Genomic DNA, 26,783 nt, shown 5'->3' with positions numbered 1-26,783 from the left:
GACGGAGGTTCGGCATGGCTGCTCACGACGCGTCCCGCGTCCCCGCGTGGGTCGAGCCGATGCTGGCCAAGGCCGACGGCGGCCGGCTGCGCAGCGGCGCCGAGTGGGCGTACGAGTACAAACTGGACGGCTACCGCGCCGCCATGCGGATCGCCCCGGACGGCACCACCGTCCTCACCAGCCGCAACAACATCGACTTCACCGCCGAGTTCGCCGACCTCGCCGGGGTGCTCGCCCCCGCCCTCGACGGCCAGGCCGCCTACCTCGACGGCGAAGTCGTCGTCTACGGCGACGACGGCCGGATCGACTTCGAGCTGATGCAGGAACGCCGCGGCCGCTGGGTCCGGCACCAGGGCGCCCCGAAATCCACCGGGTTCGACGACGTCCCGGTCCGGTTCCTCGCCTTCGACCTGCTGCAGCTGGGCGAGCGCGACCTGCTGAAAGAACCGTACGACGAACGCCGCCGCCTGCTGGCCGGCCTGCCGATGCCCGATCCCTACCGCGTGTCGGTGGTCCGCGCCGTCACCTTCGACGAGCTCGCCGCCGACCGCCGCACGCCGGCGGACTTCCTGGCCCACGCCGCATCCGCGGGGTACGAGGGCGTTGTCGCGAAGCTGCGCAGCTCCGCGTACGTGCCCGGGCAGCGGCCGGATTCCTGGCTCAAGCACCCGCTGATCCGCACCCAGGAGGTCATCGTCTGCGGGTGGCGGCCCGGGCAGCGCAGCTTCACCGGCACCCTCGGCGGCCTCCTGCTCGGCGCGCACGACCCCGCCACCGGCGACCTCGTCTACATCGGCGACGTCGGCACCGGCTTCAGCCAGGCCGCGCGCGCCGAGCTGATGGCCCGGCTGCAGCCGCTCGAACGCCGCACTCACCCGTTCGTCACGACGCCACCGCGCGAGGACACGGTCCGCGCCCGCTGGGTCGAACCGCGGCTCGTCGGCGAGATCGTCTACCGCCAGTTCACCCGGGGCGGCCGCGTCCGCCACACCGCCTGGCGCGGCCTGCGGGCGGACAAGGAACCCGACGACGTCCTCGCCCCGCGCGCCGGCACACCGGAACCGGCCGCACCGCCGCCCGAGCCGATCGGGCAGAAGATCACCGTGCAGGCCGGAAACCGGCGGCTCACGTTGTCCAATTTGGACAAGGTGCTGTACCCGGCGGACGGGTTCACCAAGGGCGAGGTGATCAACTACTACTCGCGGATCGCGCCGGTCCTGCTGCCGCACCTCGCCGGCCGGCCGGTCACGTTCATCCGCTACCCCGACGGCGTCGACGGGGAGAAGTGGTTCGGGAAGAACGTCCCCCAGGGCGCCCCGTCGTGGCTGCGTACGGTGCGGCTGCCCAGCACGGGTTCCCGCGGTGGCGGCGGCACCATCGACTACCCGCTCCTGGACGACCTGCCGGCCCTGGTCTGGTCGGCCAACATGGCCGCGCTCGAGCTTCACGTTCCACAGTGGACGGTCAAGGCGGGGACCCGGCAACCCCCCGACCGCCTGGTGTTCGACCTGGACCCCGGGCCGGGGACGTCGGTCGTCGACTGCGCCCGCGTCGCCGAGCGCCTCCACGACGTCCTCGTCGCCGACGGCCTGACGCCGTACGCGAAGACGTCGGGCTCCAAGGGAATGCAGCTGTACTGCGGCATCCGCACCGAGAACGCGTCGGCGCCGTCGGCCTATGCCAAGCGGCTCGCGCAGCGGCTCGCGCGGGAGACGCCGGACTCGGTGACCGCGGTGATGGCCAAGGCGCAGCGCGGCGGGCGGGTGTTCATCGACTGGAGCCAGAACAACCCGGCCAAGACGACGGTCGCGCCGTACTCCCTGCGCGGCCGCGACCACCCGACGGTGTCGACGCCGGTCACGTGGGACGAGGTCCGCGCCTGCCGCCACGTGAATCACCTGACGTTCACCGCCGACGAGGTCCTGGACCGCGTCGAAGAGTACGGTGACCTGCTCGCCGGCCTGGCCGAGAGCGCCGCGCCCCTCCCCTAGGACACCCACGGTCGCGCCGCGTCATCCCAACGAGGTGTCCCCGGTCCCGAACGGGGCGCCCGGGAAGAGTCTCGGACCACCCCGCGCAGGGGTGCCGCTGGGCCAGACGGGCACCGCCCGGCCAGCGCGAGTGAAGCTCCTTGTCCCCGCGAATCGTTCCTCGCTAGCGTCGGTGGGGAGGGGACGATGCCGGGCGCCCGGTGTGTTTCCTTGCCCTCCAAGGAAAAACGAACGATGAGTTTCTCGATATCGACCTGGCAGCCGGACACGACGGCGAACCGATGCTGTCCGGCACCTACGTCGACTACGACCCCACCCCCCGCGAATACGACCTCGCCGTGGCCCAAACCGTGCTGCGCGTGCACAACCGCGTCACCGACCTCTACAACAACCCGATGAACCAGCTCGAACAACAACTGCGGCTCACCGTCGAAGCACTGCGGGAACGGCAAGAACACGAACTGGTCAACAACACCGAATTCGGGCTGCTGCACAACGTCGACCTCAAACACCGCCTCACCACCCGCACCGGACCACCCACCCCACTCGACCTCGACGACCTGCTCTGCCGCCGCCGCAAGACCAAGTTCTTCCTCGCCCACCCCCGTGCCATCGCCGCGTTCGGCCGCGAATGCACCCGCGCGCACCTCTACCCCGACACCACCGCCCTCGACGGCAAACGCGTCCTGGCCTGGCGCGGCGTCCCGATCCTGCCGTGCGACAAGATCCCGATCACCGACACCGGCGCCACCTCGATCCTGGCCATGCGCACCGGCGAGAACGACGCCGGCGTCATCGGCCTGCGCCCCAAATCCCTGCCGGACCAATACCAGCCCGGGCTCAACGTCCGGTCCATGGGCATCACCGACCGCGCCGTGACCTCCTACCTGGTCAGCGCCTACCACTCCGCCGCCGTGCTGGTCCCGGACGCGCTCGGCGTCCTCGACGACGTCGAGACCGGTTCATGACCCGTCAGGGCCGTCGGCGATGTGCCCGGCAACCCGGTACTCCCGCGCGGTGAGGTCGACCAGGGGGCTCATCATCGTCTTGCAGCGTCGCGGCTCTGGTGTCGCGCGTCTGATGTCCATGGACAGTGGGTCGTGAGTGAGAAACCGTGTTCCAACCCGGTTTCTCACTCACGACAAGCCGCGGCAGACCCGCGAACCGGTGCGCTCCCTCGGCCGGCACCTGCACGAGTGGCCGGCCATGACGGTCGAGCAGCGGATCGCGGCGTTCCGCACCGAGGTCGTCCCGGCGATCGAGGAAAAGGCGAAAGGCGTCCGTTCGCGCTTCTACGACACCGAGTTCTACTCGGCGCGCGTGACCGACGTGTGGGTGTGGGAGGCCGTCGACCACGCGGCGTACCAGCGCCTGGTCGACGTCCTGCGTGAAACTCCCTTCTGGGACCGCTGGTTCGACGTCGCGGAGATCCTGGTCGGCGTCGAAAAAACGGCTACGCGAACAACTACGGCGTCGACGTGGTCGCCAGCATCACGTCCTAGAGCACGAACCCGGTCGGGAAGGGGTCGTCCGGGTCGAGGAGGTAGGTGGCCGTGCCGGTGATCCACGCGCGGCCCGAGAACTCGGGGATCACCGCCCGCACCCCGCCCACCTCCGTCTCCCCCACCAGCTCGCCGGTGAACGTCGTGCCGATGAACGAACTGTTTTCGAACGGCGTGTGCAGCGGCAGCTCGCCCCGGGCGTGCAGCTGGGCCATCCGGGCGGACGTGCCGGTGCCGCACGGCGACCGGTCGAACCAGCCCGGGTGGATCGCCATGGCGTTGCGCGACGCCCGCGCGTCCGAGCCCGGGGCGAGGAACTGGACGTGCTTGCAGCCGCCGATCAGCGGGTCGGCCGGGTGCTTCGGCGGGCGCTGCTCGTTGATCGCGGCCATGATGTCGAGGCCGGCACTCAGGATCCGGTCCTTTTCGGACTGTTCGAACGGGATGTCCACTTGGGACAGTTCGAGGATGGCGTAGAAGTTCCCGCCGTAGGCCAGGTCGTAGCGCACCTCGCCGAGGCCGGGCACGTCCACGACGGCGTCGCGCTCGGCGAGGAACGACGCGACGTTGCGGAGCTTGACCCGTTCGGCGCGCCCGTCGCGGACGGTGACCTCGGCGCGCACGAGCCCGGCCGGGGTGTCCAGGCGCACCACGGTCGTCGGCTCGGTCACCTCGACCATGCCGGTCTCCACCAGCACCGTCGCGACGCCGATGGTGCCGTGGCCGCACATCGGCAGGCAGCCGGACACCTCGATGTACACGACACCCCAGTCGGCGTCGTCGCGGCAGGGCGGCTGCAGGATCGCGCCGCTCATCGCCGAATGCCCGCGCGGCTCGTGCATCAGGAACTGCCGGATGTGGTCCAGGTGCTCCATGAAGTACCGGCGCCGCTCGGCCATGGTGGCTCCGGGGATCGGGCCGACACCGCCGGTCACCACTCGCGTGGGCATGCCTTCGGTGTGCGAGTCGACCGCCGTGATCGCGCGCGAGGACCGCACTACGCCACCCCCAGCGCGGCCAGCGCCCGGCCCATGTCGGCGCGGACCTGCTCGCGCTGGGCGTCCGACAGCGGCCCGCGTGGCGGGCGGCACGGCCCGCCGTAGCGGCCCACCATGTCCATCCCGAGCTTGATGGCCTGGACGAACTCGGTGCGCGAGTCCCAGCGGAACGCGGCCACCAGCGGCTCGTAGAGCGCCCGGGCCTCGTCGAGCTTGCCCGCCGTGGCCAGCTCGAACAGGCGCGCCGACTCGGCCGGGAAGACGTTCGGGAACCCGGCGAACCAGCCGGTCGCCCCCATCAGCAGGCTCTCCAGGACGACGTCGTCGGCGCCGCTGATCACGGCCAGCCCCGGGGCGCGCTCACGGATCTCCAGGACGCGCCGGACGTCGCCGGAGAACTCCTTGACGGCCACGACGTTGTCGATCTGCGCGATCTCGGCCAGCAGGTCGGGCGTGAGGTCGACCTTGGTGTCGAAGGGGTTGTTGTAGACCATCACCGGCAGCCCGACGGACGCGACGGCCTCGAAGTGCGCGAGGACCTCGCCGCGGTTGGCGCGGTAGAGCGTCGGGGGCAGGCAGAGCACGCCGTGCGCGCCGTCTTCGGCCGCCGCCTCCGCCCACTGCTTGGCCTGGTGCGCGCCGGGGCCGTGGATGCCGACGACGACGATCCCGTCGCTCCCGACAGCGTCGATCGCGGTGCGGGCTACGCGGCGGCGTTCGTCGTCGGTGAGCGAGGAGTACTCGCCGAGGGAACCGTTCGGGCCGACGCCGCGGCAGCCGTTCTCGACGAGCCAGCGGCAGTGTTCGGCGTAGGCGTCGTAGTCGACGGCCAGCCCGGCCGGGGCGGAGTCGTCGGCCCGGTAGGGCAGCGCGGCGGCGACGACCACGCCGCCGAGGTCGCGGGTGCTCATGCTGGGGTCTCCTTCGGGTCGGCGAGCTCGCCCAGGCGGATCGGCTGGGCGATCGGACGGTGGTGGCGTTCGGTGCCCCCGCAGAGCTCGGCGACGGTGGGCCCGCACATCCGGCCCTGGCACGGGCCGAGGCCGGCGCGGGTGCCGAGCTTGAGGGCGTGCGGGCCCGGTGTGGTGGGGTCGGCGACGGCGGCTTTTATTTCTCCGTAGGTGGTTTCCTCGCAGCGGCAGACGATGGTGTCGTCGCGCAGCCAACCGGGCCAGGCGGCGCCGATGGGGTGGGCGGCCTTCAGCCGGTCCGCGAATCGTCGGGTGCGGTCACGCTCGCGCAGCAGCTCAGGGCTCGGCGTGCCCCCGGCAGCGACGCATCCGGCGACGGCGCCCTCGGCACGTGCGGCGTCCGCACCACCGATCCCGGTGATCTCCCCGGCGGCGTAGATGTTCCCGACGCTGGTCCGTTGGTCCTTGTTCGTTCGGACGAACCCACCGTCGAGCACGCACCCGGCGACGACGGCGAGTTCGGGTTGCGGCGTGAAGCCGTGTCCGACGCAGACGGCGTCGACCGCGAAGGTGCGTTCGGTGCCGGGGATGACCGACCAGTCCGGGCGGACGCGGGCGGTGACGGCTTCGCGGACCCGCTCGTCCCCGCGGGCTTCGACGAGGGTGCGGCCCAGGTGGTAGGGGACGCGGTGGCGGGCGAGGGTGGCGGCGTAGTGGGCCAGTTCGCCGGCTTTGCGCGTGGGGAAGCGCCATCCTTTGAGGACGGTCGGGGCCGGGTTGGCCTCCAGCACGGCGGCCACTTCGGCCCCGACGCCCAGGAGCGACGCGGCGACGGGCAGCAGGAACGGCCCGGCCCCGGCGACGAGCACCCGCCGCCCGACGGCGACCCGCTCCCCCTTGGCCAGCGCCTGCGCGGCGCCCGCGGTGAAGACGCCGGGCAGCTGCCAGCCGGGGAAGGGCAGGGTGCGGTCGTGCGCGCCGGTGGCGAGGACGAGGGCGTCGGGTTCGAGCGTGTGGCGGGTGCGGCCGGTGCCGTCAGCCGGACCGCGGAGGACGTGGAGCCGGAGGCCTGTTCCCCGCCCGCCGGCTCCAGGGGCTGCGGCCGCGGCATCGCCGGCCCCAGCGTCGCCGACCCCGCGGACGCCGGTCGCGGGGTCGGCCACCACGAGATCGCCGCCCCCAGCATCGCCGGCCGCGCGAGCGGCGGCCGCGAGATCGCCTGCCCCGGTATCACCAGTCGCGGCATCCCCGGCCGCGGACTCCCCCGCCGCGCGATCGGCGGCCCCAGCATTGCCGGCCGCGGTGGTTTCGAGGGCCCAGACCGTGCTTTCCGGCCACCAGTCGCACCGCGCCAGCAGTCTCTCGAAGCCTTGCTGCCGTGCGCCGTACAGCGTCCGGTGGTACTGGCCGCCCGGCGCGTCCGACTGGTCCAGGACCGTGACCTCGGCCCCGGCCCGCAGCGCAGCCTCGGCGGCCGCGAGCCCCGCGGGCCCGGCGCCGACCACGACCACCCGCGTCATGCCTTCTCCTGCCGGGACTGCGTCCGGACCTCGTCCCCGTCGGCGGCGCGGCGGCGACACGCGCGGACGTCGGGCACTCCGTTCACCGTCAGCACGCAGTCGAAGCACGCGCCGATCCCGCAGAACACTCCGCGCGGGGCTCCCGAGCGGGTCGTGCGCCACGACATCCGGCCGGCGGCCAGCAGCACCCCGGCCACCGTCTGCCCCTCGATGCCCGGCACCCGCTCGCCGTCGACGGTGATCTCGATCATGCGATCACCGCCGGACGGTCCACAGTGAACTCCTCGACCGGCATCGACGGCGAAGCCCCGGTCAGCAGTTCGCGCAGCAGCCTCGCCGTGCCGACGCTCAGGCCGATGCCCGCGCCTTCGTGTCCCGTCGCGTGCCAAAGGTTTCCGAGCCGCGGGTCCTCACCCAGGACCGGGAGGTGATCGTCCACATAGGGCCGGAAGCCGCCGTACGCGCGCATCACCGCGGCGTCGGCCAGCGACGGGAACAGCCGCAGCGCCTTCACCGCGATGGCGCTCAGCACCGCCGGCACGATCGCGTCGTCGAAGCCGACCCGGCGGCGTGACGAGCCGATCAGGATCGTGCCGCCCCGCGTCGACTCGACGACGGCGGACGTCTGCAGCCGGCCGTCGCCGGACCCGACCGCCCCGACGTAGTCGGCGTCGTAGACCTTGTGCCGCACCACCCCGGGCATCGGCGTGGTCACCAGCACCTCGCCGCGCCGGGGCCGGACCGCGATCGGGGCGCCCAGGCGCGCCGAGACTTCTCCTGCCCACGGGCCCGCCGCGTTGACGACGACGTCGGCGTCGAGGACCTCGCCGGGCACGCGGACCCCGGTGATCCGGTCGCCGCGGACGACGGCGCCGGTGACCTCGACGTCGGTGCGCAGGCGGGCGCCGTGCGCGAGGGCCGAGCCGAGCAGGGCCAGGGTCGCGCCGGCCGGCTGGACCTGCGCGTCCTCCGGGTAGCGGACCGCGGCGGTCACCTCGCGGGTCAGCGCGGGTTCGGCCGCCGCGAGGTCCACTGTGGACAGTACCTCGGTGCGTACCCCGGCTTCGGCCTGCTCCGCGGCGAACGCGGTGAGCGCGCGGGCGCCGGCTTCGGTGGTGGCCACGACGATGCCGCCCTTGGGGTCGAACTCGCAGGCGTCGCCGAGTTCGGCCGCGATCTCCGGCCACAGCCGGGCCGAAAGCTGCGCGAGCCGCAGCTCCGCGCCCGGCCCCTTGTCCGAGACGAGGAGGTTGCCCTCGCCGTGCGAGGTGGTGCCGCCCGCGGGCCGGCCGCGGTCGAGGACCAGGACGCCGAACCCGGCGAGGCTCAGCTCCCGGGCGCACGCCGCTCCGACGACGCCGGCCCCGATCACCACCACCCGCGTTCGGTTCATCGACCCTCCGGTGTTCGGTAAAGCGAACGATCGGAGGTTAAGTCTCCCGAGGCGGGGGTGTCAACGGATGCGGCCGGCCGTCGAGGCGTTCGTCGGCGCGGTACTGGAGCAGCAGGACCGAGTGCACGGGAGCGGCGAGCGCGGTGTAGCTGTGCGGCTCGCGGGCGTCGAAGGCGACGTAGTCCCCCGGCCCCAGGTCGACGGTCCGCCCGGCGACCTCGACGCGCAGGCCGCCGGCCTGGACGACGGTGTGCTCCACGCCGACGTGCCCCTGCGACCGCTGCGGCGCGTCCCCGCGGACGACCTGGTCGTAGACCTCGAACACGCTGCTCTCGGCCTCGATCCGGCGCAGTGGCCGCAGGTCGATCCCCTCGCCGCGGAGCACTTCGACCTCGGCCCCGCGCACGACGGTCAGCCCGCCGCGGGGCCGGTGGTCGAGCAGGTCGGAGATGGCCACCTCGAGGGCGCGGGACAGGCTGAAGACGGTCTCGATGGTCGGGTTGCCGGTGCCGGCTTCCAGCTGCGAGAGGGTCGCCTTGCCGATCCCGGACCGCCGCGAGAGCTCGGACAGCGACAGGCCCCGCGCCGCCCGTGCGGCCCGCAGGTTGACGGCGAGCATGTCGCGGATCGACGGGCCGCCGTCTTCGGCCACGGGGGTCCCGCCGTTCGGTAAAGCGTCCATCGAGTCCCGTCTCCGTTCGGTGTGCCGATCGGGCACGGTCATGATGACACGCCGGGCGCCGTGCCAGAATCAGCGCGCCCGATCACCACCCTGGGGGAACCGTCCATGGACATCTCGTTTTCGTTCGTCTTCACACCCGAAATGGCGAAGCGGTCGTACCGCGCGTGCCACCCGAGCGCCCCGGTGGCCCGGTGGCTGCCCGCCGTGATCTACGTGGTGCTCGGCTTCCTGGCGCTGGCCGAGGCGCTGCGGAGTTCGCCGCCGGACCCGGTCGGGCTCGGCGTCGGCTGTGTGGTCCTCCTGCTGGGCCTCGGCTGGCCGGTCCTCCAGGCGCGGCGGATCGCCCGGCTGATGCGGCACTACGACGAGCCCTCGGCCACCCGGATCGTCCTGACCGACGCCGAATACGCGGTCGAGGCTCCCGGGCGCACGATGACGCGGCTGTGGACCACGTTCAAGCGCGTCACGCTCAACCGCGGGTTCTGGGTGCTGAAGACGGAGTCCGAGGGCACGATCGCGTTCCCGGCGAACCTCCTGGACGCCGCGCAGACCGAAGTGTTCCAGGCGGCCATGCGGGAGAAGGGCCTGCTCGCGCGTTAGTCCCCGAGCCCGAGCCAGCGGTGGTAGGCGGGCAGGTCGACGTTGCTGCCGCACACGATGGTGACCACGTGCTGCCCGGCGAAACGGGCGGGGTCTTCGAGGACCGCCGCGAGGCCGAGGGCCGCCGACGGCTCCACCACCAGGCCCGCGTGCTCCAGGAACAGCCGCATCCCCGCGACGATCGACGCTTCCCGCACCAGGACGGCGTCGTCGGCCACGAGCAGCAGGTCGTCGAGGACCTCCGGGATGGGGAACCGGCCCGCGACGCCGTCGGCGATCGTGTCGGCCGACTCCGTGGTCACGACCCGCCGCTCACGCCACGACCGGGCCATCGCCGGTGCGCCTGCGGGCTGGATGGCGATCACTTCGGTGCCGGGGGCGAGGGTCTTCAGGACGTGGCCGACGCCGGTCGCCAGCGCCCCGCCGCCGAGGGCGATGAGGACCGCGTCGAACGGGCCCGCGTCCACCAGCTCCAGGCCGATCGTCGCCGCGCCCTCGCAGGTCTCGACGTCCAGGCTGTCCTCGACCAGCCGTACGCCCCGCTCCCGCGCGAGCGCCACCGCCCGCTCGCGGGCCAGCTCGAAGTCGCCGTCCACCAGTTCCAGGTGGGCACCCAGCGCCCGGATGCGCTCGAGCTTCGCGGCGGGCGCGAACCGCGACGCCACGACGGTGACGTCGATCCCGCGACCCCGCCCGGACCGGGCGAGGGCCTGGCCGAGGTTGCCCGCACTGGCGCACACGGCGGCCCGCTCGCCGCGTCCGGCGAGGCCGGTCACGACGAGTTCGGTGCCGCGGCCCTTGAAGCTGCGGACGGGGTTCGCGGTCTCGAGCTTGATGCTCACCCGGCAGCCGAGCTCGCGTTCCAGGGGTTCGCAGCGGTACAGGGGGCTGTCGAGGAAGACCGGGTCGATCACCCGCCGGGCGGCCCGGATCCGGTCGAGGTCGAGGCGCGTTCCCGGCACGGTTCCGGAGCATAGCCGCGGGGCCGGACGCGAACCACCGAACGAGCAGCTCAGCGGGCGAGCGCCGGTTCGCGGGTCCGCAGTGCCCAGCGGGTCAGCCGCGGGACGGGCGCGACGGCGACCAGGAACACCGCCGCGACCAGCACCCACCCCAGCGCGCCGAGGCCCCCGATCGCGAGCGTGAACACCCCGGGCCCGACCATCTGGACCGTCGCCGTCGCCGCTTCGCTCGCCCCTTGGTAGGCGCCCTTCGCCTCTTCGCGCATGAGCCGCACCGACAACCCCCAGTTCGCGGCCACGTAGCTCAGCTCACCCCCGACGTGCAGCACCGCGGCGAGCACCACCACCGTCACCGCGCCCGCTCCCGCGCCGCCGGACGTCGTCGCCAGCAGCAGGCAGCTCGTCGCGAGCGCCACCCCGGACACCACCGCGGTCCGGGCCGCCCGCGTCGCGGTGCGCCCGAAGCGGGCGAACGGCACCTGGAACACCGCGATCCCCACCGAGCTGAGCACGACCACGATCCCGCCCAGCCCCAGCGGCAGCCGCGTCGAGCCGGACAGCCACAGCGGCAGCCCGGCCGACAACATCGCCCAGCACAGGGAAAGCACCGCGGTGACCCCGGCGACGCACAGGTACGGCCGGTCACCGAGGACCACGCGGGCGCCGGACCGCCGGGACGGGACGGCGGCGGGCGCGGGTACCAGCAGCGTCGCGGCGGCCAGGACCAGGAAGCTCACCGCGTTGCCCGCGATGGCCAGGGTGTAGGCCCACGGCGCGTCGACCGTGAGCACGAGCGCCCCGAGACCGGCGCCGGCCGCGTACCCGACGTGCTGCGCGACCCGCTGCTGCGCCAGCACGCGCATCCGGCGCGCCGGGTCGGCGACGAGTCCGGTCACCAACGCCGTCCGGATCGCGGTCCCGCCGGTGGCCAGCGCGGTGAACAGCACCGTCACGGCCAGGAACGACCAGGTGCCGCGCACCGCCAGGTACCCCGCCATCGCGGCGGCGCGCACCAGGGTCACCACGATCAGCACCGCCCGGGCGCCGGCCCGGTCCGCGAACGCGCCCAGCGGCACCGCGGCGACCATGCCCGCGGCGCTCGCCACCGCCATCCCCGCGCCCACCGTCACCGGGGGCAGCCCGAGGATCCGGGTGAAGTACAGCGCCCAGATCGTGAACCACAGGCCGTCGCCGAGCGCGGAAACGCCGCGGCCCCACAGAAGACTCCTCAGCCCCATACAGTCACCCTTCACAAGATCCTGAATGGTAGGCACGGCGAGCCCCGATCCGCAATCATCATTCAGCAACCCGTGAAGGATGCTAGGATCGCGCCGTGAGCGGAATGGTCGAACCCGGGAACGCCGTCCAGGGCGCGATCATCGGGCTGACGCGGGAGCTGTCCGACCCCGTGCGGCTCACGGCCCTGCAGCTGCTGACCGCCGAAGGCCCGCACACCATGGTGCAGCTGGCCGACGCGCTGGGCGTCACCGCGCCGCGGCTGGGCAACCACCTGGCCCGGCTGCGGGCCGCCGGGCTGGTGACGGTCGAGCACGCCGGGCGCCACGCGCTCTACCGCGTCGGGCGCGACGACCTCCTGCCGGTGCTCACCGCGCTCGCCCGCTACGGCGGCAACGACTCCGTCACGCCGCCGCGCCCGGCGGAGTCCACTGTGGACACCGCGCACACGTGCTACGACCACACCGCCGGCCGGCTCGGCGTGGCGGTGTTCGCCATGCTCGTCGACCGCGGCGCGCTGCGGCCCCCGGACGGCTCCGCGGCCGGCCTGACCCTGGGCGGCGACGTCTCGGCGTTCCACGACCTCGGCGTCGACCCGGCCACCGTGGACCCCGGCCGCCGCCGGCTCGCGACCGCCTGCCTCGACCGGGCCCACCGCATCCCCCACCTCGGCGGCGTCCTCGGCCACGAGGTCCTGGCGGCGTTCCTCGCGGACGGCCTGGTCCGGCGCGGTGACGGGGACCGCGAACTGACCGTCACCCCGCTCGGCCGCCGCCGGTTGTCCGCACTGGTGCCCGGTTTCCGACCGGGAGACCAGGCCGTATCTCCGCGGCCGCTCACCGTCTCCTACCCTCGGGCATCCCCGAGCGGAGCGAAGGTGAACGGATGAGCGAGCCCGACGTCACCAGGCGGCACCTGGTCGTCTGCTGCGACGGCACGTGGAACACACCGGACCAGCAGCAACAGGGTCAGCCGGCGCCGACGAACGTCGCGCGGATCCACCACACCGTGGCCGGCACCGACACCCAGCTGCGGTACTACCACCCCGGCGTCGGCACCGGGCCCGGGCTGCTCGACCACCTCGAGGGCGGGCTGGTCGGCAAAGGCCTGTCGGACAACATCAAGAGCGCCTACGGCTGGCTCGCGCGCCACTACCGGGCCGGCGACGCGATCCACCTCTTCGGGTTCAGCCGCGGGGCGTTCACCGTCCGCAGCCTGTCCGGCATGATCCGGCGGTGCGGCCTGCCGGCGACGCTCCGGGACGCGGAGTCCACCGCGTTCTGGGCCGAGGTCGACCGGCTCTTCACCGACGGCTACCGGGAAGGGGCCGGCGAGGCGGCCGAGCCGGTCCCGATCGAGTTCCTCGGCGTCTGGGACACCGTCGGCTCGCTCGGCATCCCGGACTGGCTCGGCCCGTTGAAGCTCGTCGAAGACCACGTCGGGCACCTCCCCCGGTTCCACGACACCAAGCTGGGCGACCACGTCAAGCACGCCCGCCAGGCGCTCGCGATCGACGAGATGCGCGGCCCCTTCATGCCGACGCTGTGGTCGAACCTGCACGAAGTGACCGGCGACCGCACGGCCGTGCAGGTCTGGTTCCCGGGCGACCACTGCGACGTCGGCGGCGGCCACGACCGCACCGGCCTGTCCGACGCGGCTCTGCAGTGGATGATCGACGAGTGCCGCGCGGCGGTGCCGGACCTCGTCTTCGACGACGCGATGTACAAGCAGATCACGCCGGACGCCCAGGACGTGCTGCACAACTCGCTCCACGGCGTGTACACGGTCCTGTGCCCGGCGCCGCGCGCCTTCCCGTTCCTCGCCGCCGGCTCCCCCGGCGTCGCCCCGTCCACCGTGGACCGGCAGGCGACGCCGCCGATCACCACCGGTCCCTATCGCGAAGGCCGCCGCCTCGAGGCCGGCGAGTCGGCCACGGTCGATGTCTACGCCGGGAAGCCGTGGAACTGGACGGGGATCTACCTCGAACCCGGCGAGTACGCGTTCGGCGCCGAGGGCACCTGGCTGGACGGGAAGGTCGCGCACCACCCGGACGGCTCCGAAGCAGACCCCCGGCCGGACCTCCAGGACCTGCTGCACGCGCTGGCCACGACGTCGGCCTGGCTCCAGACCCAGCTCGCCCGGCTCAACGACGCCCAGGCCCGCTCGTTCGGGGGCCGCCGCCGCGAAGACGCGAAGTGGATGGCGTTGCTCGGTGCGGTGGCGGCCCCGAACCTCGACGCCCACGACGTGCAGCAGCCGTACGAGGCGTTCCTGATCGGCGGCCGGCTGGAGAGGTGGGTCAACCGGAAGCCGGGCTACTTCCACGCTTACGCCAACGACAGCTGGCTGGGCTATTCGGGCAACCGCGGCTCGCTCCGGCTGACCGTCAAGCGGCTCTCCTGACCGTCAGGTCCACGTGGTCCCGGCGGCGAAGTCCTCGAACGACCGGGGCGGCCGGCCGAGGGCTCGCTCGACGCCGTCCCCGAGGTCGGCGCCCCGGCCGTCGCGCAGGTCCGCCAGCAGGCCCGTGAGCAGCCGGGCCACGGGAAGCGGGACGCCGTGCGCGGTCTGGCGCTCGACGAACGCTTCGGGATCGACGTCCGCGTACTCGATCTTCCGCCCGGCGGCCCGGGCGATCAGGGCGGTCGCTTCCCCGAAGCTCACCGCGCGCGGGCCGGTCAGCTCGTAGACCTCGCCGTGGTGCCGGTCGTCCGTGAGCGCCGCCGCGGCGACGTCGGCGATGTCCTCGGCGTCGACGAACGGCGCGCGCCCGTCCCCGGCCGGCAGGGTCAGGACGCCGTCGTGGATCCCTTGCGCCCACGGGCCTTCGCTGAAGTTCTGGGCGAACCAGTTCGGGTGCAGGATGGTCCAGCCGACACCGGAGCCGCGGACGGCCTGCTCGGCGGCGTACAGCGGATGGCCCTCCTCGCCGGCCCCCGGGGCGGACAGCAGCACCAGCCGCCGCGCACCGGCCGCGACCGCCTCGGCGACGAAGCGCGGGAGGCGTGGTCCGGCCCGCAGATCGGGTTCCACGAGGTAGACGGCCGAGACGCCGTCCAGCGTCCAGCCGGACGGGGTGCCGAGGTCGAAACCGGTGCCACGGGAGGCGATCCGGGCACTGCCGAGACGCTGGGCGACGCGGCGGCCCGTCTTGCCGGTGCCGCCGAGGATCAGGATGGTCATGCCTTCAGGCAACCGTGCCGGCGCGAGACGATCCATGGGAGAAAGTCGATGATTCCTTTGTGATCGTCTAAAGTCGGTGCATGGACGTCCTGAGCGACCTGCTGCACCGGGCCCGCGCGGCCGACGCGGTGGTCCGGCAGCTGATCCAGCGGCCGCCGTGGTCGATGACCTTCGCGGACGCCCCGCCGCTCACCCTGGTCGCCGCGCTCGGCGGTCACGCGTTCGTCAGCCTCGGCACCGGGCCGCCGGTCCGCCTGGCCGTCGGCGACATCGCGCTCGTCTCCACGAAGAGCTACACGATCGCCGACGACCCGGGCACCGCTCCGCAGGTCGTGATCCGCGGCGCGAAGAAGTACCCGGTCACCGGCACGGGCGAGCCGGCTCCCCGGGCACCGCGCACGTACGGCGACGGTTCGCCTGGCGCCACGACGATGGTGCGGGGCGCCTACGAACTCCACGGCGTCGTCGCCGAGCGGTTGCTGGCGATGCTTCCCCCGCTGGCCGTCGTCCCCGCCGGACCGCGGACGGGGGCGGCGCTCGAACTGCTCTCCGCCGAGGTCGCCCGGGACGAGCCGGGCCAGGACGCCGTGCTCCGGCGCCTGCTGGACCTCGTGCTCGTCCTGGCCCTGCGGGCGTGGTGCGCCTCGGCAGCGCCACCGCCCTGGGTCCGGGCGCTGGACGACGCCGGTGTCGGGGAAGCCCTGCGCCTGCTGCACGCCGAACCCGCGCACCGGTGGACGGTCGCCGAGCTGGCCGCCCGGGCCGGCCTGTCCCGGGCCGCGTTCGCCGCCCGCTTCGCGCACCTCGTCGGCGAGCCGCCGCTGACCTACCTCACCGGCTGGCGGATGACGCTCGCCGCGGACCTGTTGCGCGACACCGAAGACACCGTCGCCGCTGTCGCCAAAGCGGTCGGCTACGAAGACCCGTTCGCCTTCAGCGTGGCCTTCAAGCGCACCCGCGGCGCCAGCCCCTCGGACTGGCGCCGCGGCCGGGAGAACATCAGCTCGTGAGCGTCGCCGGGTCGCTGGTGCTCGGGCGCCCGGTCTCGAGGTGCCCCGCGAGCCGGCGCAAGAACTTCGGGTCGCGGTCCGACGCAACCGAGACGTCGTACCAGTTGCCGCTGCGGCGGGTGTCCACGTGCGTCACGACCCGCGCACCCGGGCGCAGCTGGTGCGTCGACGAGCACCGCCCGTACGCGTCCGACACCGTCAGCCGCACCGGCGTGGTTCCGCCGTTGGTCAGGACCAGTGTCAGCTCCCCGCCTTCCTGGCGGGCGCTCACCTCCGGCCCCGCGGCGCCGCCCCGGAACTGCCGCACGAACCCGTTGGGGCCGTATGCGGTGTAGTCGTAAGCCCCGGCAGCGGGCAAGGCGGCCGCCAGCGACTTGCCGGCGCCGGCCGTGCACGTGCGCGGTTCCCCCGACGGCGTCACGACGGAGAACGCGGCGCCCGCGCGGCCGTGGTTGGCGAACGTGACCGTCAGGGTTCCGCCGGCCAGCCGCGCGTCGGCCGCCAGGTCGTAGGGCAGTGCCCGCGCCGGCCGCAGCCCGCGTTCCTGCTTCGGGAGCACGTTGTGCGCCGGAACCGCGGGTACGTAGTCCGGGTGCCGCTCGCGGTCCGGCGGCTCGTAGCCCGCCGTGTCCGGCAGCGCGGGCACGCGCACGTCGGTGCGCGCGAAGTCGAACGCCGACGTCAGGTCGCCGCACACCGACCTTCGCCACGCCGTGATGTTCGGCTCCTGCACGCCGAAGCGCCGTTCGAGGAACCGGATGATCGACGTGTGGTCGAACGTCTCCGAGCACACGTAGCCGCCCTTGCTCCACGGCGACACCACCAGCATCGGGACGCGCTGGCCGAGCCCGTACGGGCCGGCCGGGTTCGCCGCCGATCCCGCGAAGATCTCCCCCGTCGTGTCCACAGTGGACTGGCCGGCCGAGGCGTACGGCGGCACCACGTGGTCGAAGAAGCCGTCGTTCTCGTCGTAGGTGATGAGCAGCGCGGTCTTGCTCCACACCTCCGGGTTCGACGTCAGCGCGTCGAGCACCTGCGCGATGTACCAGGCGCCGTAGTTCACCGGCCAGTTCGGGTGCTCGCAGAAGGCCTCCGGCGCGGTGATCCACGAGACCTGCGGCAGCTTCCCGGCCTTGACGTCGGCACGCAGCCGATCGAAGTAGCCGTCGCCGGCCTTCGCGTTCGTGCCGGTGCGGGCCTTCTCGTACAGCGCGTCGCCGGGCTTGGCGTTGCGGTAGGAGTCGAAGTACAGCAACGAGTTGTCGCCGTAGTTGCCGCGGTAGGCGTCCTCGATCCAGCCCCAGCCGCCGGCGGCGTCGAGGCCGTCCCCGACGTCCTGGTAGATCTTCCACGACACCCCGGCCTGCTCCAGCCGCTCCGGGTAGGTAGTCCAGGAGTAGCCCTTCTCGTCGTTGCCGAGGACCGGCCCGCCGCCCTTGCCGTCGTTGCCCGTGTACCCGGTCCACATGTAGTAGCGGTTCGGGTCGGTCGAGCCCATGAACGAGCAGTGGTAGGCGTCGCAGATGGTGAACGCGTCGGCCAGCGCGTAGTGGAACGGGATGTCCTCGCGCGTCAGGTACGCCATCGTGGTCGAGCCCTTGGCAGGCACCCACTTGTCGTACTTGCCGCCGTTCCACGCCGCGTGCGTGTCGTTCCAGCCGTGCGGCAGGTCCTGGATGAACTGCAGGCCCAGGTTGTCCGCTTCGGGACGGAACGGCAGGATGTCGCGCTTGCCGTCGGACTGCGCCCAGACGGACTTGCCGGAGGCCAGCGTCGCCGGCCGCGGATCGCCGAAGCCGCGGACGCCGCGCAGCGTGCCGAAGTAGTGGTCGAACGACCGGTTCTCCTGCATGAGGACGACGACGTGCTCGACGTCGCGCAGCGTGCCGGTCCGCCGGAAGGCGGGGATCTCGGCGGCGCGGGCGATGCTGGTGGAGAGTGCGGAAAGGGCGGCGGTGCCGCCGGCCAGCTGCAGGAAACGCCGTCGGTTGACGTCCGTCATGGGGACTCCGGGGGTGTCGGGGTGGAGAGCCGGGTCAGTATGTGCGGGCCTTCGAGAACCTGTGCCGGGCCCGAGGCTAACGCCGGGCGAAACCCTGGTAAACGACCGTGGACGGACATGATCTTGACACATTTACGGAAGTACGTACTAATGTAATACTTCACTATGAACGACTTCGCCAAGGACCCCGACGACCACCTCTACTCCCCCGACGTCCGCGGCGCGCTGGCCGGGTTCACCCTCGGCGAGGACACCGGCGTGCTCGAAGCCGCGGCGGCGGTGCGCGCGGCCGCGCGGAGCCTCGACCAGCTGCGGGCCCACGGCACCGGCGGCCGCGGCCTCAGCCCGGGCGCCCTCGACGTCCTCATCCGGCTGAGCAGCTCGGAAGCGAACATCAAGGACCTCGCCGCGTCCGCCGGGGTCAGCTCGCGCAACGTCACCGGCCTGGTCGACACCCTCGAGCGCGCCGGGCACGCGGTGCGGGTCCCCGACCCGCGCGACCGGCGGTCGGTGCTGGTCCGGATCACCGAGGACGGCCGGGCGTGGCTCGAGGAGTTCCGCCGTCCGTCGCAGCTGGCCATGGCGGCGCTCTTCCGCGGTTTCACGGCCGCCGAAACGACCCAGCTGCGCCACCTCTGCCTGCGCCTCGCCGAGAACCAGCAGCACCTCGCCCGCCACCTGGAGGAGCGATGACCACCCGTGCGACCGTCCGGGCCTGTTCCCGGGCCCGCTTCGCCGGCGACGTGACCGCCGCGGCCGCGCAGCCGGCCGATACGTTCACCTTCCGCAGCCCGCTCATGCGCTCCGACGACGCCCGCGGCCACCTCGCCGGGCTCGGCGGGTTCGTCAGCGTGGTCACCGGCGTCGACATGCTCAGCGAGCTCTACGGCGAGTCGGAGGCGACGCTCGTCTACGACGTGCACACCGCGACCCCGGCCGGAACCCAGCGCACGGCCGAGCACTTCCGGTTGCGGGACGGGAAGATCACGGCCATCACGCTCATCTTCGACGCCACCCCGCGGCACCCGGTCATGGCGGCCGCCGGGCGTTAGCAGCGGTGCCCGCCCGACTGCCCGGATCATGGAGGTCACGGGCTGAGCTCGAACACGGGCGGGGCACCGCTGCGAGCCGTGTACCCGGCCCCGCGGGGCCCAAACTCAGCCGGCGCGCAGGGCGTACCGGCGTTCGGCGTAGGCGAGGTCGTCGCGCCACAGCCGGGTCGCGGTGTGGCGCACGAGCGGGCGGATCGCCGGGGCCAGCTTGGCGGCGACGGCGAACCCGCGCCGTTCGGACGCGGCGATCGTCGCCTCGATGACGGCCGTGCGCGGGCGGCCGTCCGGGCCCGGGCCGAGCGGGGTCGCGTGCGTCTCGACGACACTGCCGACGCCTTCGCCTTCGACGATGCGCATCACCACCGTGCGCGGCTCGGGGCAGGTGAACTCCGCGAGCACCGGCACCCCCCAGCGGCCGGCGAGCCGGAAGGTGACCTCGACGAGGAAGCGGTCTTCGGAGTCGGGCACGTCGATCCCCTGCGGCGCTTCGAGCACCCGCAGGCGGCTGAACGAGTACGGGTGGAACCAGGCGCCGTGCCACGGGTCGAGCCGGTTGGCGACGACGTCCTCGGGTTCGCACGTCCCGGTCACCGTGGCGACGGCGTCGATGCGGGCCCCGCCACCGGGGCGGGCCGGCACCACGGGCCGCTCGGCCGGCGGTTCCCCACCGAGGCGGTCGAGGCGCGCCCAGACGAGCACGCCGTCGTCGTGGGCCGGCACGGGTGACCAGGTGCCGCGGCGCTCGCCGTCGATCCGCAGGCCGTGCCACCGGCAGACGAGACCGCCGCGGTCGACCCGCGCGTCGGCGAGCGGCGCGCCCAGGTGCGGGCAGGCACCCGGCCCGATCCGGACCTCGCCGTCGCGAGCCCGCCACGCGACGAGCTCGCGGCCGCCCACGGTGACCCCGAACGGCCGGTCGGCGCGCACCTCCCGGCTCGCCGCGACGACGAACCAGTTGCCGGACGGCCGGGCCGAGGCGCGCTTGCCCGCCGCTTCGATCAGCGCGGGCGAGCAGTCGCCGTAGGTCGGTTCCTGCCGGGCCCATCGGGGTTCGGCGAACGGCTGCACGGGCCAGTGCGGCGGCCACCGCGCGGCGATCCGGCGGTTGACGGTCATCGGTCCATCGTCGCCGATCCGCATCGCCCCCGCAACGTCATCGATCGTGCGAACCAGCGCGCAGACTCGCGTTTATCGCGGTAGAACCGGGGTAACAGCGAGAGGTTCCGGCGCGCTGGTCGATGCTCGCCCCATGAGCGCATCGATTGTGCATCGCAAGATGGCGAGAGGAGCCCGGATGACCGTGACCTCGACGGCCGCCGGACCGGTGGCGTGGCTCGACGCGCTGCGCCGGCGTTGCGGGACCGATGTGCACGCCTTCGTCTCCGAGCGGGTACGGGAGCACTTCACCGGCCGCGCGGCGGACACCCCGGCCGTCACCGCGGTGCCGGAGTTCGTCACCGGCGGCAAGTTCCTGCGTCCGATGTTCGCCTACGCCGGCTGGCGCTGCGGCGGCCCCGAAAGCGCCGCGGCCCTCCGCGCCGCGGCCGGCCTCGAGCTGCTGCACTGCTTCGCGCTGGTCCAGGACGACGTCATGGACGGCTCGACGCGGCGGCGCGGCCGGCCGTCGATGCACGTCCTCTTCGCGCGCTGGCACGAAGAGCAGGGCCTCGGCGGGCCGGCGGCCCGCTTCGGCGAGTCCGCCGCGGTGCTGATGGGCGACCTGTTCCTCGTCTGGTCCGAGCAGCTGCTGCACGAAAGCGGGCTCGACGCCGATGCCCTCGCCCGCGGCCGGCCGGTCTACGACCTGCTGCGGTCCGAACTGGCCGTGGGCCAGCTCGGCGACCTGGTGAACGACGCCCGCGCGCTGCCGTCCTGGGACGACGTCCTCGACGTGATCCGCCGCAAGTCCGGCAACTACACCGTCCGCCGTCCCCTGGAGTTCGGCGCCGCCCTGGCCGGCTGCCCCGAGGACGTCGTCACCGCGCTCGGCACGTACGGCGGCCTGCTCGGCGAGGCGTTCCAGTTCCGCGACGACCTGCTGGGCGTGTTCGGCGACCCGGCGGTGACCGGGAAGCCGGCGGGCGACGACCTGCGCGAGCGCAAGGCGTCCAGCGTGGTCGTGCTCGCCCGGGACCTGGCCGACCGCCGGCAACGCGCCGAGCTCGCCGACCTGCTCGCCGCGGACGACGTCGACGACGCCGCGGTCGCCGGGTGGCGGGCGCTGATCACCGCGACCGGCGCGCGCGACCAGCTGGAGAAGTTCATCGACGACCGCGTCCGGCGCGCCCTCGAAGCGATCGACCAGGTTTCCCTGCCGAGCCGGGCGGCTTCCGCGCTCACGGTCCTCGCGAACCGCTGCACCGAGCGGGTCCGATGAGGACGGTCACCGGGCGCACCGGCCACGTCGTGGTCGTCGGGGCCGGCCTGGCCGGGCTGTCCGCCGCGCTGCACCTGGCGGGCCGGGGCCGGCAGGTCACCGTCGTGGAGCGCGATCCCGGCCCGGGCGGGCGGACCGGCCGGGTGGAGACCGGCGGCTACCACCTCGACACCGGGCCGACGGTGCTGACCATGCCCTCGATCCTCGCCGCCACGTTCGCCGCCGCCGGCGCGGACCTGGCCGACCACCTCCGGCTGACGCGGCTCGACCCGGCCTACACCGCGCGTTTCGCCGACGGTTCGGTGCTGCCGGTGCACTCCGACGCGGACCGCATGGCCGACGCCGTCCGCGAGTTCGCCGGGCCCGGCGAAGCGGCCGGGTACCGCCGGCTGCGCGCCTGGCTGACCCGGCTGTACGCGGCGGAGTTCGACCGGTTCGTCGCGAGCAACATCGACTCGCCGCTCGGCCTGCTGTCGGGCGACCTCGCCCGGCTCGTCGCGCTCGGCGGCTTCCGGCGCCTGGACCGGCGGATCGGTGCGTTCCTCGGCGACGAGCGCCTCAAGCGGGTCTTCACCTTCCAGGCGCTGTACGCCGGCGAGTCGCCGATGCGGGCGCTCGCGCTGTACGCGGTCATTTCCTACATGGACACCGTCGGGGGCGTGTACTTCCCCGCGGGCGGGATGGCCGAGGTGCCCCGGGCACTGGCCCGCGTCGCGGCGGACGCCGGGGTGGAGTTCCGGTTCGGCGCGGCGGTGACGGCGCTCGACCGCCGGGGCGCGCGGGTCACCGCCGTCCGCACCGAAGACGAGCGGATCCCGTGCGACGCCGTCGTCCTGACCACGGAACCGCACCAGAGCTACCGGCTGCTCGGCCGCGCGCCGCGCCGCCCGCTCCCGCTGCGCCCGGCGCCGTCCACGCTGGTGCTGCACGCGGGCGGCCCCGGCGACTGGCCGGTGGGGCACCACACGATCTCGTTCGGCCACGGCTGGGCGTCGACCTTCCACGAGCTCATCACCGAGGGCAGCCGGATGAGCGACCCGTCCCTGCTGATCACCCGGCCGACGGCGACCGACCCCGGGCTGGCCCCGCCCGGGCGGCAGCTCTTCTCGATCCTGGCGCCGGTGCCCAACCTCGAGCGGGGACCGCGGGACTGGGACAGCGAGGCGGAACCGTACGCCAAGGAGATCCTCGACCGGGTCCGCACCGGCCTGCTGCCCGGCTTCGAACCGGAGGCGTGGCACGTCATCGGCCCGGCCGACTGGGCGCGCCGCGGGATGGTGGCGGGCACGCCCTTCAGCTACGCGCATTCGTTCGTCCAGACGGGACCGTTCCGGCCCCGGAACCTCCCTCCGGGCACCGAAAACGTCGTGCTCGCCGGCGGCGGGACCGTACCCGGGGTCGGTGTCCCCACGGTGCTGCTCTCCGGGCGCCTCGCCGCCGACCGGATCACCGGGGAAGGAGCCCGATGACCCGCCGCGAACTCGACGCCGCCGGGATCACCCGGCCCGAACTGCGCCACGCGTACCGGCGGTGCCGCGAGCTCAACGCCCGGCACGGCCGCACCTACTTCCTCGCCACCCGCATGCTCACCCCGGCGCAGCGCCCCGCCGTCCACGCCCTCTACGGGTTCGCCCGGCGCCTCGACGACCTCGTCGACGAGCCGGAGCCCGGCGCCACCCCCGCCTCCGTCGCCGCCGCGCTGCACGACGTCGAAGACGGGTTCCTGAAGGAGCTCGCCGCCGGGTACAGCGAAGATCCGTTGCGCGCCGCCGTCATCGACACCGCGACCCGGTACGCCATCCCGGAACCGTGCTTCCGCGCGTTCTTCGCCTCGATGCGGATGGACCTCACCGTGACCGGCTACCCGACCCGCGCCGCGCTCGACGAATACGTGCACGGCTCGGCCGAGGTCATCGGGCTGCAGGTGCTGCCGGTCCTCGGCACCGTCGTCCCGCGGGCGGAGGCCGCGCCGCGCGCCGCCGCCCTCGGCAAGGCCTTCCAGCTGACCAACTTCCTGCGGGACGTCGCCGAGGACCTCGGCCGCGGCCGGGTCTACCTGCCTGCCGACGAGCTCGCCGCGGCCGGCGTCGACCGCGACCGGCTCGGCTGGTGCGCCCGCACCGGCCGGATCGACGCGCCGGTGCGGCGGGCGCTCGCCGACCAGGTCGCCCGCACCCGGCGCGTCTACGCCGAGGCCCGCCCCGGCATCGCCATGCTGCACCCGGTGTCGCGGCCGTGCGTCGCGACCGCGTACGTCCTTTACGGCGGGATTCTCGACCGCATCGAAGCCGCCGGCTTCAACGTCTTCGCCGGCCGGGCCCGCGTGCCCCGCCACCGGCGGCTGGTGGCGGCCGGTGACGCGCTCGTCCGGGCGCGGTGGGCCCGGCTCCGGCACCCGGCGGTGACCTGACGTGGGCCGCTGGGAGTACCTCCTCGTCCTCGGCGCGTGCGTCCTGGTGACACTGCCGCTGGAGCTGGCCGGCGCCCGGGTGTACCGCCGCCCGGGGCGGCTGGCGCGCGCGGTGCTGCCCGTGGCCCTGGTCTTCCTGGCGTGGGACGCGCTGGCCATCGCCGCCGGCGTCTGGGACTTCGACCCGGCGTTCGTCACCGGGCTGCGCGTGCCGTTCGGGGTCCCGCTCGAAGAGGTGCTCTTCTTCGTCGTGGTCCCGGTCTGCGGGGTCCTGACGTACGAGGCGGTCGGCCTGACCGGGCGCCTGCTGCGGCGGCTGGTCCCGGCGCGGCCCGGCCGGCAGCGGGTGCGGCGCTGATGCCTTGGGGCTACACGGTTCCCGCGGTCGCCGCGGTGCTCGCGGTGGTCGCCGCGGAGGTGCTCCTCCTGCGCACCGGGCTGTTCCGGCGGCCCGCCTACTGGGTCACGATGGCGATCGTCGTCGCGTTCCAGGTCCCGGTGGACGGGTGGCTGACCAAGCTGTCCGCCCCGATCGTCCGGTACTCCCCCGCCGGCATCACCGGCTGGCGGTTCCCGTGGGACATCCCGGTGGAGGACTTCCTGTTCGGCTACGCCCTCGTCACCGCGGTCCTGCTCCTGTGGGAACGCGGGAAGTCGCGAAAGGACTTCCCAATGGGGATTGTCAAGTCACGCAGCCGCCGGGATCGGAGGTGAAGCGTGGTAGCGGCAGTCGTCGCGGAGCATGGCCCACAAGACGTTGAGGCGTCGGCGGGCGAGGCAGAGCAGCGCCTGCTCGTGTCGTTTGCCCTCAGCTCGTTTGCGCTGGTAGTAGGCCTTCGAGGCGGGACAGGCCGGCAGGCTGGCCATGGCGGCAAGGTAACAGGATCGCAGCAGGCCGCGGTGGTAGCGGCGAGGCCGTCGCAGGTTGCCGCGGATGCGGCCGGAGTCGCGGGGCACGGGCGCGAGACCGGCGTAGCCGGCGAGACGGTCGACCGAGCCGAACGCGCTCATGTCGCCGCCGGTGGCGGCGAGGAACTCCGCAGCAAGAGTCGGCCCGAAGCCGGGCAGGGTGAGCATCACCTCGGCGTGGCGGTGCCGGCGAAACCGCTCTTCGATCATCGCGTCGATCTCGGCGATTTCGGTGTTGAGCGCGATCACCCCCTTGGCCAGCCGTTCGACCATCGCCGCGGCCAGTTTCTGTCCGGGCAACGTGGTCTGCTGCGCGGCGGCGGCCTCGATCGCCAGATGCGCGACGATGTCGGCGTTGCGGGCCTTGCGGTGGCGCAGCCAGTGGGCCAAGCGCTGCTCGCCCAGCCTGCGGATCGCGTCGGGGGTCTGGTAGCCGGTGAGCAGCAGCAGATGTCCTTTGCGGGACAGGTCAAGGCTGCGTTCCAGCGCGGGGAAGTATTCCAGCAACTGGTGCCGGATCCGGTTGATCTGGCGGGTGCGGTCGCAGATCAGGTCGGTGCGCCGGTTGGTCAGGGTCCGCAAGTCGACGGCGATCTCGTCCCCGGCCCGCAGTGGCCCGAGATCGCGGCGGATCCGGGCCTGGTCGGCAATGACGAACGCATCCTTGGCGTCGGTTTTGCCTTCGCCCCGGTAGGTTCCGGCGGCGCGGTGGACTTTCAGCCCGGTGATGTAGACCAGCGGCTGGTCGTGGTTGACCAGCAACCCGATCAGCAGCGCCGCACCGCCGCAGTTCAGATCGATCGCCCACAGCGCATCGGCGTCGATCGCGAGAACGTCAGCGATCAAGGCCAGCAGGTCGGTTTCGTCATTGCGGACCCGCCGCGACAGCAGCCGCACACCGCTGTCGTCGATCACCACGCAGTGGTGGTGTTCCTTGCCGATGTCCACGCCGGCCCAGATCCGGGGCACGACCACCTCCATCACTTGAGCTCCGCAGTTCACCCACAGACGACCACGCCGACGCTGTCCTACACAGCGATCCCATCGCATATCCCAATCAGCGGTCGTGCCGTCACGGGAGCCCAGGCGGCCAAGTCCTTTCAGCCTTAGAGGTTGTCTCATGTGGTGAGTTTGCGGAGTCTCTTGTAGCACGTGAGGCTGGCTCCGAGAATGAGGAAGGCAAGGAAGTGCTCAGCTTTGCGTTCGTAGCGCAACGTGAGGCGCCGGTATCCGGTGAACCAGGCCATCGTTCGTTCGATCACCCAGCGGTGCCGGCCGAGCTTGTCCTTGGATTCGATGCCTTTGCGGGCGATGCGGACCTTGATGCCGCGGTCGCGGACCCAGCGCCGCAGGCCGGGCTGGTCGTAGGCCTTGTCGGCGTGCAGCTTGGCCGGCTTGCGCCGCCGCGGACCACGACGGGACTTGATCGCCGGGATCGCCATCACCAGCGGTCTGAGGGCGTGGCTGTCGTGGGTGTTGGCCGCGGAGACGGCGACGGCAAGCGGCAGCCCGGCGCGATCGGACAGGGCATGGATCTTCGAGCCGGGCTTGCCGCGGTCGACTGGGCTGGGCCCGGTCAGAGATCCCCCCTTTTGGCCCGCACGCAGGCACCGTCCACGATCGCGCGGCTCCAGTCGATGAGGCCCTGGCTGCCGAGCTCGTCCAATAGCGCATGATGCAAGCGTCGCCACAGCCCGGCTTTGGTCCACTGACCGAAGCGGCGGTGCGCGGTTTGGAACGGCACCCCGAACGACGGCGGCAGATCCCGCCACGCACATCCACTGGTCAGCACATACACAATCGCCGTGAACACCGCGCGAGCGTCCACCGGCGCCGTGCCACCACCCTGCGGACGCGGCGCGAATACCGGGATCAACGGCTCCACCAACGCCCACAGCTCGTCCGGCACCAACCGCAGCGACAACCGATCCACCACAGCCAAGATCATCGCTTACCAGCGCCCGATCACCACGTAAGACACGCTCTTAACACCGGCGTGAGCATGAAAGCCATACCTGAGCCCCAGGGCCCACCGATCCTACGAA

At 73.0% G+C, this 26,783-nt stretch carries 26 protein-coding genes and 1 pseudogene; 14 read left to right on the top strand and 13 right to left on the bottom strand.

Annotation, left to right across the window (positions count from 1 at the left end):
* The first annotated feature begins 14 nt into the window (after nucleotides 1–14).
* From ligD to QRX60_RS32360, 3 genes and pseudogenes are all read left to right on the top strand, one after another.
* Complete coding sequence (gene ligD / locus QRX60_RS32370) at nucleotides 15–1,991, top strand: DNA ligase D (protein ID WP_285995224.1); 1,977 nt, start codon at nucleotides 15–17, stop codon at nucleotides 1,989–1,991.
* Between the two features lie 248 nt (nucleotides 1,992–2,239).
* Nucleotides 2,240–2,959 (top strand): annotated as a pseudogene (locus QRX60_RS32365) (family 2B encapsulin nanocompartment shell protein); the annotation flags it as partial.
* 238 nt (nucleotides 2,960–3,197) lie between these two features.
* Nucleotides 3,198–3,554 (top strand): darcynin family protein, encoded by a 357-nt coding sequence (locus tag QRX60_RS32360; RefSeq protein WP_285995223.1) that lies wholly within the window; start codon nucleotides 3,198–3,200, stop codon nucleotides 3,552–3,554.
* Here the strand turns inward: QRX60_RS32360 and QRX60_RS32355 are convergent.
* The 6 genes from QRX60_RS32355 to QRX60_RS32330 are packed head-to-tail and all read right to left on the bottom strand — an operon-like array spanning nucleotide 3,490 to nucleotide 8,997.
* A complete protein-coding gene (locus tag QRX60_RS32355) occupies nucleotides 3,490–4,491 on the bottom strand; it encodes a proline racemase family protein (RefSeq protein ID WP_285995222.1) in 1,002 nt (333 codons plus the stop codon). The genes QRX60_RS32360 and QRX60_RS32355 overlap by 65 nt on opposite strands.
* The gene (locus QRX60_RS32350; RefSeq protein WP_285995221.1) at nucleotides 4,491–5,402 is read right to left on the bottom strand and encodes a dihydrodipicolinate synthase family protein; all 912 of its coding nucleotides are present in this window, start codon (nucleotides 5,400–5,402) and stop codon (nucleotides 4,491–4,493) included. The genes QRX60_RS32355 and QRX60_RS32350 overlap by 1 nt, the downstream gene beginning before the upstream one ends.
* Entirely contained in the window at nucleotides 5,399–6,922 is a 1,524-nt protein-coding gene (locus tag QRX60_RS32345) for an FAD/NAD(P)-dependent oxidoreductase (protein WP_285995220.1), read from the bottom strand. Before QRX60_RS32345 ends, QRX60_RS32350 begins: the two co-directional genes overlap by 4 nt.
* On the bottom strand, nucleotides 6,919–7,173 hold the full coding sequence (locus QRX60_RS32340; protein WP_285995219.1) for a (2Fe-2S)-binding protein: 255 nt from the start codon (nucleotides 7,171–7,173) through the stop codon (nucleotides 6,919–6,921). Before QRX60_RS32340 ends, QRX60_RS32345 begins: the two co-directional genes overlap by 4 nt.
* Nucleotides 7,170–8,315, bottom strand: coding sequence for an NAD(P)/FAD-dependent oxidoreductase (locus tag QRX60_RS32335; protein ID WP_285995218.1), 1,146 nt, complete (start codon nucleotides 8,313–8,315; stop codon nucleotides 7,170–7,172). The genes QRX60_RS32340 and QRX60_RS32335 overlap by 4 nt, the downstream gene beginning before the upstream one ends.
* 37 nt (nucleotides 8,316–8,352) lie before the next feature.
* Nucleotides 8,353–8,997, bottom strand: coding sequence for a helix-turn-helix domain-containing protein (locus QRX60_RS32330; protein ID WP_285995217.1), 645 nt, complete (start codon nucleotides 8,995–8,997; stop codon nucleotides 8,353–8,355).
* A 105-nt stretch (nucleotides 8,998–9,102) separates the two neighbouring features.
* Between QRX60_RS32330 and QRX60_RS32325 the strand changes: the two genes are divergently transcribed.
* Nucleotides 9,103–9,597 (top strand): hypothetical protein, encoded by a 495-nt coding sequence (locus tag QRX60_RS32325; RefSeq protein WP_285995216.1) that lies wholly within the window; start codon nucleotides 9,103–9,105, stop codon nucleotides 9,595–9,597.
* Here the strand turns inward: QRX60_RS32325 and QRX60_RS32320 are convergent.
* The gene (locus QRX60_RS32320) at nucleotides 9,594–10,559 is read right to left on the bottom strand and encodes a threonine ammonia-lyase (RefSeq protein WP_285995215.1); all 966 of its coding nucleotides are present in this window, start codon (nucleotides 10,557–10,559) and stop codon (nucleotides 9,594–9,596) included. The two genes, QRX60_RS32325 and QRX60_RS32320, sit on opposite strands and share 4 nt — an antisense overlap.
* 50 nt (nucleotides 10,560–10,609) lie before the next feature.
* The gene (locus QRX60_RS32315) at nucleotides 10,610–11,797 is read right to left on the bottom strand and encodes an MFS transporter (protein WP_285995214.1); all 1,188 of its coding nucleotides are present in this window, start codon (nucleotides 11,795–11,797) and stop codon (nucleotides 10,610–10,612) included.
* Nucleotides 11,798–11,901: 104 nt separating this feature from the next.
* Between QRX60_RS32315 and QRX60_RS32310 the strand changes: the two genes are divergently transcribed.
* Together QRX60_RS32310 and QRX60_RS32305 are read left to right on the top strand one after the other, a co-directional pair.
* The gene (locus QRX60_RS32310) at nucleotides 11,902–12,684 is read left to right on the top strand and encodes an ArsR/SmtB family transcription factor (protein ID WP_286003740.1); all 783 of its coding nucleotides are present in this window, start codon (nucleotides 11,902–11,904) and stop codon (nucleotides 12,682–12,684) included.
* Nucleotides 12,681–14,198, top strand: a complete 1,518-nt coding sequence (locus QRX60_RS32305; RefSeq protein ID WP_285995213.1) for a DUF2235 domain-containing protein — start codon at nucleotides 12,681–12,683, stop codon at nucleotides 14,196–14,198. Before QRX60_RS32310 ends, QRX60_RS32305 begins: the two co-directional genes overlap by 4 nt.
* A 3-nt stretch (nucleotides 14,199–14,201) precedes the next feature.
* Here the strand turns inward: QRX60_RS32305 and QRX60_RS32300 are convergent, their stop codons facing one another.
* Nucleotides 14,202–14,978, bottom strand: a complete 777-nt coding sequence (locus QRX60_RS32300; protein WP_285995212.1) for an NmrA family NAD(P)-binding protein — start codon at nucleotides 14,976–14,978, stop codon at nucleotides 14,202–14,204.
* An 80-nt stretch (nucleotides 14,979–15,058) separates the two neighbouring features.
* On the opposite strand from QRX60_RS32300, the gene QRX60_RS32295 reads away from it, so the two are divergent.
* The gene (locus QRX60_RS32295) at nucleotides 15,059–15,988 is read left to right on the top strand and encodes an AraC family transcriptional regulator (protein ID WP_285995211.1); all 930 of its coding nucleotides are present in this window, start codon (nucleotides 15,059–15,061) and stop codon (nucleotides 15,986–15,988) included.
* Here the strand turns inward: QRX60_RS32295 and QRX60_RS32290 are convergent.
* Nucleotides 15,978–17,990, bottom strand: a complete 2,013-nt coding sequence (locus tag QRX60_RS32290) for a phosphocholine-specific phospholipase C (protein WP_285995210.1) — start codon at nucleotides 17,988–17,990, stop codon at nucleotides 15,978–15,980. The two genes, QRX60_RS32295 and QRX60_RS32290, sit on opposite strands and share 11 nt — an antisense overlap.
* Before the next feature lie 165 nt (nucleotides 17,991–18,155).
* Between QRX60_RS32290 and QRX60_RS32285 the strand changes: the two genes are divergently transcribed.
* Nucleotides 18,156–18,683, top strand: coding sequence for a MarR family winged helix-turn-helix transcriptional regulator (locus tag QRX60_RS32285; RefSeq protein WP_285995209.1), 528 nt, complete (start codon nucleotides 18,156–18,158; stop codon nucleotides 18,681–18,683).
* Nucleotides 18,680–19,042, top strand: coding sequence for a hypothetical protein (locus QRX60_RS32280; protein ID WP_285995208.1), 363 nt, complete (start codon nucleotides 18,680–18,682; stop codon nucleotides 19,040–19,042). The genes QRX60_RS32285 and QRX60_RS32280 overlap by 4 nt, the downstream gene beginning before the upstream one ends.
* A gap of 105 nt (nucleotides 19,043–19,147) precedes the next feature.
* Here the strand turns inward: QRX60_RS32280 and QRX60_RS32275 are convergent, their stop codons facing one another.
* Entirely contained in the window at nucleotides 19,148–20,158 is a 1,011-nt protein-coding gene (locus tag QRX60_RS32275) for a DUF5914 domain-containing protein (RefSeq protein ID WP_285995207.1), read from the bottom strand.
* Nucleotides 20,159–20,336: 178 nt separating this feature from the next.
* Here QRX60_RS32275 and QRX60_RS32270 point away from each other — a divergent pair, with 178 nt between their 5' ends.
* Genes QRX60_RS32270 through QRX60_RS32250 form a run of 5 tightly spaced genes read left to right on the top strand, consistent with a single transcriptional unit; the run spans nucleotide 20,337 to nucleotide 24,543 of the window.
* Complete coding sequence (locus QRX60_RS32270; protein ID WP_285995206.1) at nucleotides 20,337–21,419, top strand: polyprenyl synthetase family protein; 1,083 nt, start codon at nucleotides 20,337–20,339, stop codon at nucleotides 21,417–21,419.
* Complete coding sequence (gene crtI, locus QRX60_RS32265) at nucleotides 21,416–22,888, top strand: phytoene desaturase family protein (protein ID WP_285995205.1); 1,473 nt, start codon at nucleotides 21,416–21,418, stop codon at nucleotides 22,886–22,888. The genes QRX60_RS32270 and crtI overlap by 4 nt, the downstream gene beginning before the upstream one ends.
* A complete protein-coding gene (locus QRX60_RS32260; RefSeq protein ID WP_285995204.1) occupies nucleotides 22,885–23,829 on the top strand; it encodes a phytoene/squalene synthase family protein in 945 nt (314 codons plus the stop codon). Before crtI ends, QRX60_RS32260 begins: the two co-directional genes overlap by 4 nt.
* A 1-nt stretch (nucleotide 23,830) precedes the next feature.
* On the top strand, nucleotides 23,831–24,187 hold the full coding sequence (locus QRX60_RS32255; RefSeq protein WP_285995203.1) for a lycopene cyclase domain-containing protein: 357 nt from the start codon (nucleotides 23,831–23,833) through the stop codon (nucleotides 24,185–24,187).
* Complete coding sequence (locus QRX60_RS32250; RefSeq protein WP_408630149.1) at nucleotides 24,187–24,543, top strand: lycopene cyclase domain-containing protein; 357 nt, start codon at nucleotides 24,187–24,189, stop codon at nucleotides 24,541–24,543. The genes QRX60_RS32255 and QRX60_RS32250 overlap by 1 nt, the downstream gene beginning before the upstream one ends.
* On the opposite strand, the gene QRX60_RS32245 is transcribed toward QRX60_RS32250, so the two are convergent.
* Both QRX60_RS32245 and QRX60_RS32240 read right to left on the bottom strand, forming a co-directional pair.
* Nucleotides 24,517–25,719, bottom strand: coding sequence for an IS110 family RNA-guided transposase (locus QRX60_RS32245; RefSeq protein WP_286003603.1), 1,203 nt, complete (start codon nucleotides 25,717–25,719; stop codon nucleotides 24,517–24,519). The genes QRX60_RS32250 and QRX60_RS32245 overlap by 27 nt on opposite strands.
* Nucleotides 25,720–25,856: 137 nt before the next feature.
* Nucleotides 25,857–26,686 (bottom strand): IS5 family transposase gene (locus QRX60_RS32240; RefSeq protein ID WP_408630145.1). Its coding sequence is split into 2 segments (ribosomal slippage): nucleotides 25,857–26,332 and nucleotides 26,332–26,686, totalling 831 coding nucleotides; the frame shifts between segments, so codons are not numbered across the junction.
* Nucleotides 26,687–26,783: the final 97 nt, after the last annotated feature.

Source organism: Amycolatopsis mongoliensis (assembly GCF_030285665.1).
Lineage (GTDB): Bacteria > Actinomycetota > Actinomycetes > Mycobacteriales > Pseudonocardiaceae > Amycolatopsis > Amycolatopsis mongoliensis.
The sequence above is the reverse complement of the archived record's forward strand: the minus strand, read 5'-3'. Positions and strand labels throughout refer to the sequence as shown.

What these genes read in the sequence shown, in the direction of transcription:
- QRX60_RS32305 (WP_285995213.1), top strand. Translation starts at nt 12,681, where the DNA reads ATGAGCGAGCCCGACGTCACCAGGCGGCACCTGGTCGTCTGCTGCGAC.
- QRX60_RS32300 (WP_285995212.1), bottom strand. Translation starts at nt 14,978, where the DNA reads ATGACCATCCTGATCCTCGGCGGCACCGGCAAGACGGGCCGCCGCGTC.
- QRX60_RS32345 (WP_285995220.1), bottom strand. Translation starts at nt 6,922, where the DNA reads ATGACGCGGGTGGTCGTGGTCGGCGCCGGGCCCGCGGGGCTCGCGGCC.
- QRX60_RS32310 (WP_286003740.1), top strand. Translation starts at nt 11,902, where the DNA reads ATGGTCGAACCCGGGAACGCCGTCCAGGGCGCGATCATCGGGCTGACG.
- crtI (WP_285995205.1), top strand. Translation starts at nt 21,416, where the DNA reads ATGAGGACGGTCACCGGGCGCACCGGCCACGTCGTGGTCGTCGGGGCC.
- QRX60_RS32260 (WP_285995204.1), top strand. Translation starts at nt 22,885, where the DNA reads ATGACCCGCCGCGAACTCGACGCCGCCGGGATCACCCGGCCCGAACTG.
- QRX60_RS32275 (WP_285995207.1), bottom strand. Translation starts at nt 20,158, where the DNA reads ATGACCGTCAACCGCCGGATCGCCGCGCGGTGGCCGCCGCACTGGCCC.
- QRX60_RS32245 (WP_286003603.1), bottom strand. Translation starts at nt 25,719, where the DNA reads ATGGAGGTGGTCGTGCCCCGGATCTGGGCCGGCGTGGACATCGGCAAG.
- QRX60_RS32360 (WP_285995223.1), top strand. Translation starts at nt 3,198, where the DNA reads ATGACGGTCGAGCAGCGGATCGCGGCGTTCCGCACCGAGGTCGTCCCG.
- QRX60_RS32335 (WP_285995218.1), bottom strand. Translation starts at nt 8,315, where the DNA reads ATGAACCGAACGCGGGTGGTGGTGATCGGGGCCGGCGTCGTCGGAGCG.
- ligD (WP_285995224.1), top strand. Translation starts at nt 15, where the DNA reads ATGGCTGCTCACGACGCGTCCCGCGTCCCCGCGTGGGTCGAGCCGATG.
- QRX60_RS32330 (WP_285995217.1), bottom strand. Translation starts at nt 8,997, where the DNA reads ATGGACGCTTTACCGAACGGCGGGACCCCCGTGGCCGAAGACGGCGGC.
- QRX60_RS32295 (WP_285995211.1), top strand. Translation starts at nt 15,059, where the DNA reads ATGGACGTCCTGAGCGACCTGCTGCACCGGGCCCGCGCGGCCGACGCG.
- QRX60_RS32325 (WP_285995216.1), top strand. Translation starts at nt 9,103, where the DNA reads ATGGACATCTCGTTTTCGTTCGTCTTCACACCCGAAATGGCGAAGCGG.
- QRX60_RS32250 (WP_408630149.1), top strand. Translation starts at nt 24,187, where the DNA reads ATGCCTTGGGGCTACACGGTTCCCGCGGTCGCCGCGGTGCTCGCGGTG.
- QRX60_RS32270 (WP_285995206.1), top strand. Translation starts at nt 20,337, where the DNA reads ATGACCGTGACCTCGACGGCCGCCGGACCGGTGGCGTGGCTCGACGCG.
- QRX60_RS32350 (WP_285995221.1), bottom strand. Translation starts at nt 5,402, where the DNA reads ATGAGCACCCGCGACCTCGGCGGCGTGGTCGTCGCCGCCGCGCTGCCC.
- QRX60_RS32340 (WP_285995219.1), bottom strand. Translation starts at nt 7,173, where the DNA reads ATGATCGAGATCACCGTCGACGGCGAGCGGGTGCCGGGCATCGAGGGG.
- QRX60_RS32315 (WP_285995214.1), bottom strand. Translation starts at nt 11,797, where the DNA reads ATGGGGCTGAGGAGTCTTCTGTGGGGCCGCGGCGTTTCCGCGCTCGGC.
- QRX60_RS32290 (WP_285995210.1), bottom strand. Translation starts at nt 17,990, where the DNA reads ATGACGGACGTCAACCGACGGCGTTTCCTGCAGCTGGCCGGCGGCACC.
- QRX60_RS32285 (WP_285995209.1), top strand. Translation starts at nt 18,156, where the DNA reads ATGAACGACTTCGCCAAGGACCCCGACGACCACCTCTACTCCCCCGAC.
- QRX60_RS32280 (WP_285995208.1), top strand. Translation starts at nt 18,680, where the DNA reads ATGACCACCCGTGCGACCGTCCGGGCCTGTTCCCGGGCCCGCTTCGCC.